The organism is Rothia mucilaginosa (assembly GCF_901875305.1).
GTDB lineage: Bacteria > Actinomycetota > Actinomycetes > Actinomycetales > Micrococcaceae > Rothia.
In genome coordinates, this window is the sequence record NZ_CABFLY010000003.1 from 202,077 (window position 1) to 216,576 (window position 14,500).

Annotated in this window: 11 protein-coding genes; 5 read left to right on the forward strand and 6 right to left on the reverse strand. The window is 61.0% G+C overall.

What is annotated here, in order from left to right:
- Positions 1-40 precede the first annotated feature (40 nt).
- Positions 41-1,336, forward strand: coding sequence for a glutathionylspermidine synthase family protein (locus JX292_RS04990; protein WP_204862140.1), 1,296 nt, complete (start codon positions 41-43; stop codon positions 1,334-1,336).
- A gap of 141 nt (positions 1,337-1,477) precedes the next feature.
- Here JX292_RS04990 and JX292_RS04995 read toward each other — a convergent pair whose 3' ends face one another.
- The 6 genes from JX292_RS04995 to JX292_RS05020 all read right to left on the reverse strand — a co-directional run bounded on the left by JX292_RS04995 (position 1,478) and on the right by JX292_RS05020 (position 10,285).
- Positions 1,478-3,223 (reverse strand): DUF885 domain-containing protein, encoded by a 1,746-nt coding sequence (locus JX292_RS04995; protein WP_204862141.1) that lies wholly within the window; start codon positions 3,221-3,223, stop codon positions 1,478-1,480.
- Between the two features lie 207 nt (positions 3,224-3,430).
- The gene (locus JX292_RS05000) at positions 3,431-5,815 is read right to left on the reverse strand and encodes a restriction endonuclease (protein WP_204862142.1); all 2,385 of its coding nucleotides are present in this window, start codon (positions 5,813-5,815) and stop codon (positions 3,431-3,433) included.
- 426 nt (positions 5,816-6,241) lie between these two features.
- Positions 6,242-7,360, reverse strand: coding sequence for a restriction endonuclease (locus JX292_RS05005; protein WP_239653644.1), 1,119 nt, complete (start codon positions 7,358-7,360; stop codon positions 6,242-6,244).
- Positions 7,361-7,588: 228 nt separating this feature from the next.
- Positions 7,589-8,005, reverse strand: a complete 417-nt coding sequence (locus tag JX292_RS05010) for an acyl-CoA carboxylase subunit epsilon (protein WP_204862143.1) — start codon at positions 8,003-8,005, stop codon at positions 7,589-7,591.
- Positions 8,006-8,134: 129 nt separating this feature from the next.
- Positions 8,135-9,736 carry an acyl-CoA carboxylase subunit beta gene (locus JX292_RS05015; protein WP_204862145.1) on the reverse strand — a complete coding sequence of 534 codons (1,602 nt, stop codon included), beginning with the start codon at positions 9,734-9,736 and terminating at the stop codon, positions 8,135-8,137.
- A 267-nt stretch (positions 9,737-10,003) separates the two neighbouring features.
- On the reverse strand, positions 10,004-10,285 hold the full coding sequence (locus JX292_RS05020) for a YciI family protein (RefSeq protein ID WP_204862146.1): 282 nt from the start codon (positions 10,283-10,285) through the stop codon (positions 10,004-10,006).
- Positions 10,286-10,571: 286 nt separating this feature from the next.
- Between JX292_RS05020 and JX292_RS05025 the strand changes: the two genes are divergently transcribed.
- The 4 genes from JX292_RS05025 (at position 10,572) to JX292_RS05040 (ending at position 14,439) form a co-directional block, all read left to right on the forward strand.
- Complete coding sequence (locus JX292_RS05025; RefSeq protein ID WP_204862148.1) at positions 10,572-11,525, forward strand: biotin--[acetyl-CoA-carboxylase] ligase; 954 nt, start codon at positions 10,572-10,574, stop codon at positions 11,523-11,525.
- Between the two features lie 65 nt (positions 11,526-11,590).
- Positions 11,591-12,079 carry a PH domain-containing protein gene (locus tag JX292_RS05030; protein ID WP_204862149.1) on the forward strand — a complete coding sequence of 163 codons (489 nt, stop codon included), beginning with the start codon at positions 11,591-11,593 and terminating at the stop codon, positions 12,077-12,079.
- A gap of 291 nt (positions 12,080-12,370) precedes the next feature.
- Positions 12,371-13,549, forward strand: coding sequence for an adenylate/guanylate cyclase domain-containing protein (locus JX292_RS05035; protein WP_204862151.1), 1,179 nt, complete (start codon positions 12,371-12,373; stop codon positions 13,547-13,549).
- Positions 13,546-14,439, forward strand: coding sequence for a PP2C family protein-serine/threonine phosphatase (locus tag JX292_RS05040; RefSeq protein ID WP_204862153.1), 894 nt, complete (start codon positions 13,546-13,548; stop codon positions 14,437-14,439). Before JX292_RS05035 ends, JX292_RS05040 begins: the two co-directional genes overlap by 4 nt.
- Positions 14,440-14,500 lie beyond the last annotated feature (61 nt).

Sequence of the window (14,500 nt, forward strand, 5' to 3'; positions counted from 1 at the left end):
TGCACCCGTACATCACCCCGCTACCCGCAAGGAAACCATGATGCGCCGTGAAGAATTTCCCCTGGGACGCCCCGACTGGGAGAAGATTATTGTCGAAGAAGGCCTCACCTACAGCGTGGACGGCCCCGACGACCCCGACCACTACTGGAACGAGTACGCCGCCTACGTTTTCAGCCCGGAAGAGATGAACTCCGTCCGTGCCCAGGCAGAAGAAATGCACCGCATGTGCTTGAGCGCCGTGGACTACCTGGCCTCCGGAGCCTTCGGCACCCTGGGCCTGCCGCACGGCGCCTTCAACCTGGCTGTCGAATCGTGGAACCGTCGTGACCCCGACTTCTACGGGCGCTTCGACTTCATATACTCCGGCGTGCCCGGCGAACCCCTCAAGCTACTGGAGTACAACGCCGACACCCCCACCGGTATCGTAGAGGCGGCCGTCTGCCAGAAGACCTGGGCCAAGGACCAGCGCCTCGACATGCAGGGCTACGCGCACTGGGGCGAAATTGGTGAGGCCTTCGTGGACCGCTGGCGACAAATTTTCGCACCCGAGCTAACCTCGGGCCAGCGTCCCGTCCTACATCTAGCCCACGTGCCTGAGGATATCGACGAGAACCAGGAAGACTACAACAACCTGTGGCTCATCGCCTACGCTGCTCAGCAGGCCGGCATCGAAACTATCCTGATTCCCATCGACGAGATCATCTTTGACGAACCAACCAAGAGCTGGAAAGACGCCGAAGGCCGACCCATCAGCAACCTCTTCAAGCTCTACCCCTGGGAGGACTTGGTCACCGACAGCGAGTCAGGTTACGATCAGCTGCTCTTCGCCTACCACGGCGCGGTGCAACGCTGGATTGAGCCCGCCTGGAAAATGTTCCTGTCCAATAAGCTACTGCTGGCTGCTCTCTGGGATAAGTACCCGAATCACCCGAACCTGGTACCCACCTACGCCGGGCACCGCGGTGACCTGCGCAACTGGGTGCGCAAACCCATCTTCGGACGAGAGGGCGACGGCGTGGAGATTTACGCCCCTGATTACAACGTCTTCGTCAAACCGGAGGAAGACAACTTCTTCTCCACCGCACCCGAGAGCGAGTTCGTTTACCAGGAGTACATCCCCGCCCCTCGCTACGAGGGCATCATCCAGCCGGTAAGTCACCCCGTTCTGGGCGTGTGGGTCGTCGGCGGACGCTGCGTGGGCGTGGGAATCCGCGAGTCCAACGGTGCACTGACCGACTACTGGTGCCGCTTCGCTCCGCACCTGGTGGACCTGAGCGCCCCCGGCTCGCTAGGCTCCGTTTCGCAAGACCCGGGCACGGCACACTTCGGCTACTAAATCTGCCCACCAGGTCCACCTAAGGCTCGAGCGGCTGAGCCCGCACACGCTGAAGGCCCCCACCTCAATAACTGAGGTGAGGGCCTTTAGCGTTAAGGCCTATAGGAGCGGGCCGTGATAGAAACGGCGCGGCGCTATAGCCTAGTCGTCATCGTCGTCGGCCTCGAGCGGAAGCATCATCTCATCGGTGAGCGCACGACGCAGGGTATCCAGACCCACCGAGCCAAGCATCAGGGCTCGGGTGTGGAACTGGCGCATATCCTCGCCGCGAGCCAAGGCCTGCTCACGCAACTGCAACCACAAGCGCTCACCAATCTTGTAGCTGGGGGCCTGACCCGGCCAGCCCAGATAACGCAAGAATTCGAAGCGCACCTGGCCCTCAGAATCGTCCAAGTTCTGCTTCAAGAACTCGTAGCCCAGCTCGGAAGTCCAAATCGTGCCGGGCTCAACGCCGAGGCGTTCAGCCCACTCATCGGGCACCGGCAACTCGCAGTGCACGCCGATGTCGAAGACCACGCGGGCCGCGCGCATCCGCTGAGCATTCAGCATGCCCATACGGTCGCCCGGATCCTTCAGGTAGCCCAGCTCCTCCATGAGACGCTCGGCGTACAGCGCCCAACCCTCGCCGTGGCCCGAAACCCACAGCATGTTGGTGCGCCAGGAGTTCATAGTGCCGGCCAAGGCCGTAGCGATAGAAATCTGCAGGTGGTGCCCCGGAACGCCCTCATGGTACACGGTGGAGGTTTCACGCCAGGTCGTGAACGTATCCTCACCCTCCGGCACGGACCACCACATGCGGCCGGGACGCGAGAAATCAGGGGAAGGCCCGGTGTAGTAGATACCGCCCTCGTGGGTGGGCGCGATGCAACACTCGATGCGGCGCATAGGGCCGCCAATTGCGAAGTGTTCGACCGAGAGATCTGCCACCGCCGCGTCGGCGAGCTTCTGCATCCACGCCTTCAGCTCATCGGTGCCGTTCAGCTGGCGGCTTGGGTCTTCATCGAGCAACTGCTTGGCACGCTCGATGTTGGCGCCGGGCTCAATCTCCTCGGCCACCTCGCGCTGACGGGCGATAATGCTCTCCAGCTCCTTCACGCCCCAGGCATAGGTCTCATCCAGGTCGACGGTGGTACCCAAGAAAGAACGCGAGTGCAAGCTGTACGCTTCGCGGCCTACCGCATCGCGAGCAGGGGCGGCAGGTTGTAGGACCTTCACGAGGTAGTCGTTGAGGTGGCGGTAGCCATCCTTAGCATGCTCAGCCCCCTCAGCAGCGGCCTCGGCTAGCTCGGGCTCGGCGGCGGCAACCTCGGCGGCCAGCTCGTCAAAGAAACCACCGGGCGCGTAGTATGCGGCGGTCTGCTCGATGACGATATCCACCTGACGGCGCGGGGAAATCTTGCCGTCCGCGCGGGCCGCTTCGAGGCTCAGCACGAGCCCATCCAGCGCCTCGGGCACGCGGTGCATGCGGCCGATAATGTGTTCCCAATCCTCGCGGGAGTTGCGCTTCATGAGGTCGAAAACCGAACGCACCTCCTGCGGAACCGACGTGATGTTATTGAGCTGCCAATAGCCAAAGCCCGCCTTGTGCTGGGCGCGGTACAGGCTCAAACGCTCCTGCAACGCATCCAAGGTAACCAGGTCGACGTCATCAATGGGCAGAACACTGCCGACCTTCTTGAGGGTTTTCTTAGCCAGACGGTGCAACGCCTTTTCGCCGGCAGGGGAGTAATCGGGGTAGAGGGTTTCGACGCCCTTGCGGCCCAGCTCCGTAGCCAGCACAGGGTTAAGGTCGAGAATCTTTTCAAAGTAATCGTTGGCCAGCTGATCGACATCGCTCAACTGGCGCTTCACACGGTAAATGCTCGGAAGTTCCTGGTAGGTGCTCATGTTCATATCCTAACCCAGTAGTGTGCCTTCTGCCACGATATAGCGCGCTTAAAGTCTAATAATCCATCCCGGTAGAGACGGGTAACGCCGGAGGACAGAGAACACGAAGGGCCCGCGCACACGGACAACTCTCGTATGCGCGGGCCCCTATCGGTACGGATCTTATGGATGCGGGCCCATCTGGGTTCGCTCTAACTCCGCCAGCCGTTAGCTCGTGAAGTACTCACCCTTCAGTTCGAGCAGGCCGCCGGTTCCTTCGGCCACACCCAGGCGGTGGGCGATGAGGCGATCCTGCAACTCGTTACCAGACACCAGATCCACCAGAATCTGCGGGTACTTGGTCGAGCAGCGGATGAACTCGTCGTAGGCTTCATCACTGAACGCGGTGTTCGTGATGAAGGTGCCGAGCTGGCCGCCTCGGGCGTGCACGGCCAGGAAGAACCGGGTGACCTCCTGCGGGGATACCGTTCCGGAATCCAGTCGCAGAGCCCGAATGTAGAATGCGCGTTCTGCATCTCCGCTGGCGGGAGTTGCCACACCGTCCACGCCCTGAGCATCCAACGGTTCAACGTGATAGCCGCGCATGAGGAACAAATCAAAACCGATGCGGCGGAAACGCTCATCGCTCACGCCTGCCAGCGCCGGCGCCAGAGCCTCGCGGCGGAAGACCACACGGTACCGCTTGAGAGCCTCACGCACCTGGGCGGCGGCAACCTCAAGGGCAGCGGAGGGCTCGACGCTCACTGCCACGGCGGGTGTCTCGGAAATGGCAGAAACCGGGGCTGAAGGAGACAGCGTGACGGGGGCCTGCTGAGTCGAAGAGACTGAGGGTGCGGCGGATGCGGCGGTGCTTGGGCGAGCCAACAACGCGGGGGATGCACCCGGTACCGGCTCGACACGGTGTGACTGCTCACGAGTAGCCAGGCGAGCCTGACGCTCGGCGGCCCGCGCCTCCTTCGCGGCCTGCACCGCCTGCTCGCGTGCAGCGAGCTCCTCGGCGACATCCTGCGGAAGCTTGTGCTTGAGCGACTGCGGCGGCAGAGGTGCCAAGCGGGCGGTCACCGCCTCCGGGGCACCCTCAGGGAAACGCTCCAGCAGCTCGCGACCCGACTCGCTCAGCTCGTAGCGTTCCGGGTTCTTACGGGAGGTACGGCCCGTACTCTCGCGCAGGGCGTTCAAGAACCGCTCACCCTTGAGCACGTGCATGGCCACAGAGAATCGGTTGCGCAGGCGCGGGGTCAGCTTATAACGGTGCGGGGCAACCTCTCCCTGCAGATAGGGGATACCGAGGTCGATCTTCAGCTCGTCGTACACATCGTAGTACGAGATGCGCGGGTTCTTGCCCACAATCTTTAGGATCGGGTAGAGCAGTTGGTGAGGGTAGGGCAATGCATCCACAGCAGCAGGATCGAGCAGAGCCGCGGCCACTAGACGCTCAATCTTCGGCTCCTGAACCTGCGCGAGCGCGGAGGCGAAATCCGGTCCCAGCGAGTACACGGTGCCGCGTTCGGAGAGGTAACGGTGCGCGGTCAGCACGTCGTAGAGGTAGTCCTGCGCCTCAATCCGCTGGAAGAAGGGATTCTCGGCGGCGGCCTTGAGACGTTCATCCCGCTCAAAGACCTGCTCCAGGCTGGGTAGGCTCAGCTCGATGTCCGCCCCGCCGTTGCTGAGCACCCCGAAGAGCAGGGTGCCCATGTGCACCAGTAGCTTCTCGGTCGCAAGAATATCCTCGGCGGTTACGGATGCGGCATCGTCCTCGGGGACTTCCCTCAGCACCGAGGACAGCTCGGCGGCAGGCACCGCCTGCTCGGGGTATCGCGCCACAAGCTCCTTCGCCTCGGGCGAGAGCGAGTACAGGGTCACCGGTGAATCGGTGTACTCGTGGATGGTCTTCGTACGCAGGTACCCTGCGCCGGTCAGCAGGCTCAGAGCTCGAGCGATGGCAGGCTCAACGATGCGCTGCTCCAGGTAGGACAGGCCGTACCAGCCTTGCACGAAGCCGCACTCGCGCAGCACCAGCTCGCGAATCTTAACAGGTGCGGCTGCAGGGTAGGAAGGGGCTACACTCAGCACAATCGGCAGCAGCTCACGGACCGTCAGGTGCGAGAGCAACTCGGGGTAGAAGCGCTGCAGGTAGTACAGGTAGACGCCCGCCTGCAGGGGTAGAATCTTCGCGAGGTCGCGGGCCTGATTCTCCTTGGACGCAGCGAGCAGTTCACGTCCGGCCTCACTGAGCGCATAGTTCAGGTTGCCGGGGTGCAGCTGGCTGAGAGAAACCTCCAGGTAATCGCTGTTGACGAGGGCGGTAATGAGTTTATTGACGGCCTCGCGGAAGAGCACAGTGTCATCAACAGCGATAAAACGCTGAGTCATGGTGAAGCCCAGGTCTACACCGACCGGGGTGTACATATCGGGGAAGAAAATCTTCTCGCCGCGCTCAGATGCGCGCTCGAAGTGGTGCAGGAGCGAGAAGATGGCTGCCAGGCTGAGGGTGCGGGCCTGCTCAGGCAGCGCCTCCCAGGAGGTCTGTTCCTGCATCTGCCGCAGGTCGGAGTGGTCGAGGTGAAGCATCGTTTTATTCACAAAAGCCACTGGGGGATTCCTTATCGTGATTTACATGTATGAATTTATGGTGGTGCGACACGTCGCGCACGATATTGGGAGCGGGAAAGGACGGCCCCCGAGTAAATATGCGGGGCTTATCTCTCCTTGATTCGGAGCTGTCCTCTGCTCTGAGAACGCGAGGAGTATGTGTCGCATAACATTCTTTATTTTAGCCATAAAAGGCGGGACTCCCTATTTTGGGGTTAACCGAGAAATGGTGTCCGAGAAATATGCGGAAAATAGGTGGCGAAGTTTTATGAGAAACGCCGAGAAATAACCTGGAGTCGGGGAGAAACCGGAACCTAGGTGATCTGCCGTAGCGCATACCGCGGTTAACGCGTATCGCAGGCTCTGCTATCGACGCAGAACCCCGTGCGAGCGGCTGCGGTAGTTGCGCCATTCGCACGGGGTAGGCTAGGACTCTATGCCCTTCTCGAAGTACTCTTCGTCAATCGTGTAGCCGCATTCCCCCTCGCCCTCACGCACGCCCACGCGATGACGAATCATGAGCTCCACCAACTTGTGCTGATCGACCAGAGCAATATTGCGCGCCCCCGGCAATCCCTGCAGATATTCGGGGACCGGCTGAGCGAACGCCCCGCAGGTCACGAGCACTCCTTGCAGGCCGCCGTGCAGAAGCACCGCACCGGCCAACTTCTGAATCTCATTGGGGGTGACCTTTATCGTCCCGCAATAGTGCTTAACCTGAATATAAATGGGAGCGAAATCAAGGCCGTCGGAATAGCGGGCAATAACGTCGACGCCCTTATCATCCACGCCACCGGTCACCTCGGTAATAAAACCAAGGGCCGTAAAAATATCAGCCACAATATGCTCAAAATACTCCGGGGTGACGGCGTAAATATGCCGAATTAAATCCTGCGTAAAATGTTCAGCAAATTCTGCCTGGGCGTGCATAATCGGCGATTCGCTGGCCTTGAGTATCGCATCGAGGGGGGTGCTCTGCGGGAACTGGCCGCTGAATCCGGCTCCATCGGATGCGAGCCCTCCCTCCGCAGCGAGGCGGGCCTGCGTAGTGTCTGCCGCCACGGGGAAAACTGCATCCGGCCCTGAATCTTTGGAGGAATGGGGGAGGAAAGCGGCCTCTTGGAGGAGAGCGTTGGCCTGTTTCTTGAGCTTTTTAGTGCTCTTGGCAGACAGATTTTGTGCACACAGCGTTTGAACCTGCTTGACCACGCGGGCAGGCACAGCACCGTTCAGATGCGGGGTGCAGGTGAGCTCAGCACCTAGGGGAGTGAGAAGGTACTTACGCTTCTCCCACGGGGTAATCCGGGGCATAACCTGGGCATAACGCAACGCCACCAAGATTTTGAGGGTGGTACGCACCGCAGTTGCAAAATCGGTGGATTCGAGGTCCGGAAGATCCTTCCGCGAGCCGAGGGCTTTTGTCTGCTGTCGTAGCTGTTCGCAAATATAAGAGGCTGTGCGAGCTGAGGTTTTCGACAGGCGCCGGAGCGTCGGCAGGAGAAGTGTGATGTAGACATCCGAAGGGGGCTTGTAATTTTTAGTCATGTTTTAGACATGTTCCCTGTCATATATCAACACTATTACGATTGTATGTATATTATATCATTAAAACACATCAATATGCTCTATATGAATGAATTATGACAGAACCGCCTATTTTTCTGTATTTTGCAGTGAATACGGCGTTTTACCCATAAAATACGTGCAAAAATAAATGGTTCCCGCCGCATCTTCCGACAACCGACGGGAACCAAACAAAAACCAAGAGAACGCCTACATGGGGCGTGCGCGCCTCCACGAACCGGGACCCGGGCGCAACGAAGCACCCAAACGCTGACGGCGATTCAAGATACGCGAAGCTGCACCCACCAGCGTGTTCTGCTCCTGATGCACAGCCTCCGCCTGCATTGCGGCCACCACAGCGGTCAGAGCCGCAAGTTCCTCCTCGGTCGGGTTGCCCTTCGTAACCTTCAAGAACGGCTCGTGCTCCTCAGCCTCGTTATGGTGAACCTCCGCCTGGCTACGGGGTGAAGGGGCGACCACCTCAGAACGTACCCGGGATGTACTACGGGAAGAAACGCGCACACCCGCGCGGCCCCGACCCCCAGACGGGGCGGGGGTAGCCGAGGCGCTCGTCGCGTCCTTCTTCTTACCGAACGAGAAATAACTCAGCGGATTGTAGCCTGCCATCGGCACGCCTCCTTAGAACCTTAGAGTCCGCACGGTTCGCTTCTCTGGGCTACCGGGGGAAACGAACCGTGCGGTACGGGGCGCAGGGCACCCCGATACATGGGAGTAGAAACGCTATCGTTGCGAGGTTTACAGCGGGATATTGCCGTGCTTCTTCGCGGGAGTGGCTGCACGCTTATCGTGCAGGGCCCGCAGCGAAGAGATGATACGCACACGAGTCTCGCTCGGGGCGATGACTTCGTCAATGTAACCGAGCTCAGCCGCCTGGTAGGGGTTCAGTAGCTCCTCCTCGTACTTGGCAATTAGCTCGGCGCGGCGTGCCTCGACATCGCCGCCCTCTGCAGCCAGGGCGGCCAGCTCGCGGCGGTAAAGGATATTAACGGCACCCTGCGCACCCATCACGCCAATCTGCGCGGTAGGCCACGCCAGGTTGATATCAGCGCCCAGCTTCTTCGAACCCATCACAATGTACGCACCGCCGTAGGCCTTACGGGTAATGACGGTGACCAGCGGAACGGTCGCCTCCGCATAGGCGTAGAGCAACTTCGCGCCGCGGCGAATAATACCGTTGAACTCCTGATCGGTGCCGGGCAGGAAGCCGGGTACATCCACGAAGGTCAGAATCGGAATGTTGAAGGCATCGCAATTACGCACGAAGCGGGCGGCCTTCTCAGAGGCCGAAATGTCCAGGCAACCAGCGAACTGCATCGGCTGGTTGGCGACGATACCGACCGTGCGGCCCTCAACGCGGGCGTAACCAATCATCACGTTCGGGGCATACAGCGCCTGCATCTCGAGGAAGTGGCCGTCGTCCACGACCGACTCAATTACCTCGCGCATGTCATAGGGCTGGTTGGCCGAATCCGGAATCAAGGTATCCAAATCCAGGTCGTCCACGGTCACCTCGGGCTCCTGGTCGTGCTCCATCGGCAGGGACTCCGAGAGGTTATTCGAGGGCAGGAACTCCAGTAGCTCACGCACGAAGTCGAAGGCGTCGTCCTCGTCCTCGGCCAGGTAGGTGCTGGTGCCGGTCACGGAGTTGTGCTGACGCGCGCCGCCCAGGGTCTCCATGTCCACGTCCTCGCCGGTCACGGTCTTGATGACGTCCGGGCCGGTGATGAACATGTGGGAGGTCTTATCCACCATGACGATGTAGTCGGTCAGGGCGGGAGAGTATGCGGCACCGCCGGCGCACGGACCCATAATGACCGAAATCTGCGGAATCACGCCGGAGGCGCGCACGTTCATACGGAAGATATCAGCGAACATCGCCAGTGAGGCCACGCCCTCCTGGATGCGGGCGCCACCACCGTCGTTAATGCCGATGACTGGGCAACCGTTCTTCAGTGCAAACTTCTGCACCTTCACAATCTTCTCGCCGTTCACCTGCGAGAGAGAACCGCCGTACACGGTGAAATCCTGAGAGTACACGGCAACCAGGCGGCCATCCACCGTGCCGTAGCCGGAGACCAGACCATCGCCGAGGGGCTTCTTCGCCTCCATGCCGAATGCGGTAGTGCGGTGGCGGGCCAGGGCGTCGAACTCAACGAAAGAGTCCTCATCCAGCAACATTTCGATGCGCTCGCGGGCAGTGTTCTTACCGCGGGCGTGCTGCTTTTCGATGGCAGCCTCACCGCTGGGTGCGTAGCTATGCTCGCGGCGCGCGTAAAAATCGGCGAGCTTGCCGGCGGTGGTGCTCAAATCGTATTCCTGCTGGAGGTTCTCGGACATTATTCCTCGTTCCTGCTCTTACCCGACGCGACGGGAGCCAGTGGTTGCGGTGATGGGATGTCTGCCCTCCCCAGCGATGAGGTGGGCACAACAGTGCATATCCTTAAACTATAGTGCGAACTGGGGCACACATGCTAGATGAGGAACGCACATTCCACCCTTAAGTACACTCGCGTGCACACATTGCGTGCGCGCAGAAATCCCCTCCACACGGGCTCACCTGAGCCGAGGGAGGGGAAATATCCGTATTCGACATACGGGCAACGACTAGATGGTACCCAACACGGGGTTCCACGCGGTCACGGTGTGCGAAACCACGGCGCCACCAATGTTCATGGGGTCGTTAGCCACAATCTTCTCGGCATCCTCTGCGGAATCGACCTTCGCAATCAGCAGGGCGCCAGTGGCAACCTCACCGTCAAGCAGAGGACCGGAAACAATCAGGTTGCCAGCCTCAATCTGAGAGGCCAGGTACTCGCGGTGAGCCGGACGGTACTTGGCCTGCTCCTCGGGGGCGGCGTAAACGTAGGTAATTGCATAGTGGGCCATGGGGACTTCCTTCGGGCTAAAACTCGGGGTGAACGGGGCAGGCCCCGTATCTGCTTCGGTGCATCACACACCCGCACTGTCTAATGTACCGTCTCATCGCCACCGGGAACAGCGGGCGCGCTCAGCACGTGGCGGGAGGGGCGCGGCGGACGGGTGCTTGATGATATTGTGAGAACCCACACCGTTCGGGATGCGCCGGGTGATACCCCGCGCACCGACATGTACCGTGTGAAGCACGAGAATCAGAGCAAGTAAGAACCAAAACACACAGGGAAAGGGAAAGAAGATGACCGAGGGCAAAGCAAACGAGAACGAACAGGTAGAAGCCTCGGCCACCGTACTGGATGCGTCCCGCGCGCGCACCGCCGCCCTGGATGCCGGGTACGGGAGTGTGCACCTCTTCGACAGCGTGGACTCCACCACCACCCGGGCCCGCGAACTGCTCATGAACGGAACCGACGCCGACCGTGAAAGCCTCGGCGAACTCTCCGTCTTCTCAACCCTCTACCAAAGCGACGGCCGAGGCCGACTGGCCCGCCCCTGGACCGCACCGCCCGGCGCGTGCCTAGCCACGAGCATCGTGGTGCGCCCGCACGCCTCGACCGAACCCAGAGCCCACGACCTGCCCGAAGATAGTTACCACTGGCTCACTCTCGTGGCCGGGCTGAGCGTCGTAGACATCTGGCGGCACTACGGCGCCAAGGCTCACCTTAAGTGGCCCAACGACGTTATCGCCAACGGGGCGAAGGGCTGCGGCGTGCTCGCTCAACTCGTGCCCGAAAGTGGAGCCAACAAGGGGCTTCGCAGCATTATCGTGGGCATTGGTCAGAACACCAACATGACTGCCGAGCAGCTCCCTGTGCCCACCGCCACCAGCCTGCGCATGTGCACGGGACGCACCGTCAACTCGACTGAGGTGCTCGAACGCCTGCTGGCCGTCTTCGCCCGACGCTACCGCGCCTTCCTGCGCGCCGGAGGAGACCCCGAGGCGGCCGACCCCCTTACCGGCGCACCCGGCTTGCTGGATGCAGCCCGCGCCTCATGCGCCACCCTCGGTGCGGAGGTGGCCATGAGCCTGCCCGACGGCAGCGTCGTGCGCGGCGTAGCCGAGGATATGGACGCTCAAGGACGCATCCTGATTCGCCGTGAGGACGGCACACTCACCCCCTACGCGGTGGGCGATATTGAACATCTACGCCCGGCCAACGGTAGCTACGGGGATTTTCACCCGGCACACTAGAAGTACAAGAAGCCCCCGGCGACCGACTCGCCGGCACTCGACCTGCGACCATATTGAGGAGTGCCATGCGCCTGCGCGGACAACTTAACCCCGGTGAATACGTCATCGTCGCGACCCGCCAGCACCCGGGGGCGCTACTACCCAGCCTCATCTGCCTGCTGTTCGGCATCGCGGCGGCAGCCTTCGCCTCCACGGCGCGTTCCTCTGCGATTCTGTGGTGGGTTGGCACGATTGCAGCGGTTGTGTTCTTCGTGGGTGCCTTGCGTATCGGGTGGCGCTGGCTGACCACCGGATATCTCATCACTACGCACCGTCTGGTGGTGCGACGGGGGCTCATGACCCGCATGGGTGACGAATCTCTTGACCTGGATTTGCTCGGACAGCGCTGGGTGCGCGAGGGCACTCTAGGATCCTGGCTGGGGTACGGTTCGGTCTACGTGGTGTGCCGCGGGGTGCATCACCGTCTGCGCTACGTTCCCACCCCTGAGCGTTTCGACGCGGAGCTGGAGGCCGCCTACCGCGAGCACTACCCTCTGCGTGTCGGTTACATCTAGATTTCACCGCGTTGGGGTAGATTGTCGGGACAGGCTGTGGGCTGAACCCCGCCGGAATACCGCGGACTGGAGTATCCTTAAGTGTGAAATACTCCACTACCGTGTCCTCTCATGGGGGTAGGGGAGAGCCCGGAACCACGCGCCGGGCGGGGTACAGAGTACGGTCCGCTTCGGTGGAAGGCATCCCATACGACGGGAAGCGATTGCGTGGCAATGCCATCGCGGTTTGCGTAGACCCGAGCAGAACAATGAACTATTCATCCGGCAGAGAAGAAAGGACCGGTAACGGTAATGAGCACGGCGAACCACTACCGACCCGAACCCTCTCCGCAGGACTCGGGTAGCGTTGCTCCGTCGGGTGCCTCCGGTGGGAGCATGGGCCCCGAGACCCAGATGCTCAACCTCAAAATTCTGCAGAATCTCGCCCAAAACAATATCTACCGGGACGAACGCTCCAAAGAGGGCGTGCGTGCTCTCGAAAAGTCCCTGCTTGGTGAAGGTGACCGGTACACTCCCTCGCAGGCGGCGGAACTGGCTGGGATCCCTCTGAAGGCGGCCCGCCGCATCTGGCGCAATATGGGGTTCCCCGATATTGCCCCGAACGTTCCTTACTTCACTGAGACCGATGTGCGCATGCTCGCCGACCTGCGAGCCCTGGACGATGAGGGCACGATTCGCATGGAGTACGTGGTGTCCCTGGTACGGGCCGAGGGCCAGCTGACCGATCGCACGGTCGCCTGGCAGATTGAGGCCCTGGTGCATAACATCATGGTCACCGAGAACATGGATGACAATGAGGCCCGCCGCAAGCTGCTCTTGGATTTTCCCCGCTACCTCGAGGTGCTTGAACACTTGGCTGTCTATGCCTACCGCCGCCAGATGTACGCCGGGATTCTGCGCCTGGGTCTGCGTGAGAATAACGCCACCAGCTCGGGTATTGCTCACCTGCCGCTCGTGCGCGGTGTGGGTTTCGTGGATTTGGTCTCGTACACCTCTCTGGTGCGCAACCTGGATGCGGCGGCCCTCTCGCAGCTCATCAACCACTTCGAGCAGAGCTGCCTGGACGTCATCGCGCCCTTGGGTGGACGCATCATTAAGACCCTCGGCGATGAGGTGTTCTTCCTCACCGAAACCCCGGATGCTATTGCTGAGATTAGCCTGCAACTCTCTGAAAAAATTGGTGCAGACCCGCATCTGCCGGATGTGCGCGTCGCCTTCATCTGGGGTGAGGTGCTGGCCAACCGTGGCGATGTGTACGGCTCCAGCGTGAACCTGGCCTCGCGCCTGGTGTCCCTAGCTGAACCGGGCACCGTGCTGACCGATAATGAGACGGCGAACACGCTCCGGCAGGTGGGAAATCATTACACCCTTACCTCCCAGGGAACGCGAAACGTCCGAAGCTTTGGTAACGTAGACCCCGTGGCGGTGACCCGTCGCGCACACTACACTATGGAGATCAACCTCTCATGACTGAACTGAAACTACGTACCGGCGGCGCTACTCACCGCGGCGCGCATCGAGAAAATAACGAAGATTCGATGGTTGTCGCCGGTTCTCTCTGCGTGGTCGCGGACGGCATGGGCGGCCACGAGGCCGGTGAGGTTGCCTCACGCCTGTGCGTGCGGCAGCTCGCCTACTCGCCCTTCTTTACGATGCCCGGTGGCCGCAGCGAAAGCGAGCAGAAGGCCTATGCCGAACGCATCGCGGCAATCGACGAGAGCGACCCGGTCAAGCGCCGCCGCCGCATCAATTCTGAGCTGAACAAGGAAATTGTGCAGTCTCTCGACCGTCTGCACGACATCCTCGGTGAAACCAACGAAGAGATTAAGGAAGCTCTCTCACGCTCCGGCGGTACTACCGTGACCGGCGCGTGGCTGACCAGCATCGGTCGGCAGAACCTGTGGGTTGTCTTCAATATTGGTGATTCCCGTACCTACCGTCTGATGCGCGAGGACGACGGTATTCACCACTCCACCATGGAGAAGCTGCCCGGTTCCGAGGGATCCGCCTCGCTGGAACAGATTACGACGGACCACTCCGAGGTGCAGTACCTGGTCGACGAGGGCCAGATTACGCCTTTGGAGGCTCTGACCCACCCGCGCCGCAACGTGATTACCCGCGCGCTGGGCACCGGCAACTACTGGGAGCCGGACTTCTGGGTTCTGCCTGCACGCCCCGGTGACCGCCTGATGCTCTGCTCCGACGGCCTCTCCGGCGAGCTTTCGCACGAGTATATGGCTCGTGTGCTCACTTCGATTCGTCACCCGCAGGACGCCGCGGACGTGCTACAGCACGAGGCGTTGCGTTCGGGCGGCCGCGACAACATTACGGTGATTGTTGCTGACGCTGTCGAGGCCTAAACCCATATTTCTAATTCACCCCCGCCTTCAGCGGGCACTCGCGCGAGTGCCCGCAGGAGGC

Bases quoted from the DNA above. Each gene is read 5' to 3' on its own strand.
- JX292_RS04990 (WP_204862140.1), top strand. From the start codon at position 41: ATGCGCCGTGAAGAATTTCCCCTGGGACGCCCCGACTGGGAGAAGATT.
- JX292_RS04995 (WP_204862141.1), bottom strand. From the start codon at position 3,223: ATGAGCACCTACCAGGAACTTCCGAGCATTTACCGTGTGAAGCGCCAG.
- JX292_RS05005 (WP_239653644.1), bottom strand. From the start codon at position 7,360: ATGACTAAAAATTACAAGCCCCCTTCGGATGTCTACATCACACTTCTC.
- JX292_RS05010 (WP_204862143.1), bottom strand. From the start codon at position 8,005: ATGGCAGGCTACAATCCGCTGAGTTATTTCTCGTTCGGTAAGAAGAAG.
- JX292_RS05015 (WP_204862145.1), bottom strand. From the start codon at position 9,736: ATGTCCGAGAACCTCCAGCAGGAATACGATTTGAGCACCACCGCCGGC.
- JX292_RS05020 (WP_204862146.1), bottom strand. From the start codon at position 10,285: ATGGCCCACTATGCAATTACCTACGTTTACGCCGCCCCCGAGGAGCAG.
- JX292_RS05025 (WP_204862148.1), top strand. From the start codon at position 10,572: ATGACCGAGGGCAAAGCAAACGAGAACGAACAGGTAGAAGCCTCGGCC.
- JX292_RS05030 (WP_204862149.1), top strand. From the start codon at position 11,591: ATGCGCCTGCGCGGACAACTTAACCCCGGTGAATACGTCATCGTCGCG.
- JX292_RS05035 (WP_204862151.1), top strand. From the start codon at position 12,371: ATGAGCACGGCGAACCACTACCGACCCGAACCCTCTCCGCAGGACTCG.
- JX292_RS05040 (WP_204862153.1), top strand. From the start codon at position 13,546: ATGACTGAACTGAAACTACGTACCGGCGGCGCTACTCACCGCGGCGCG.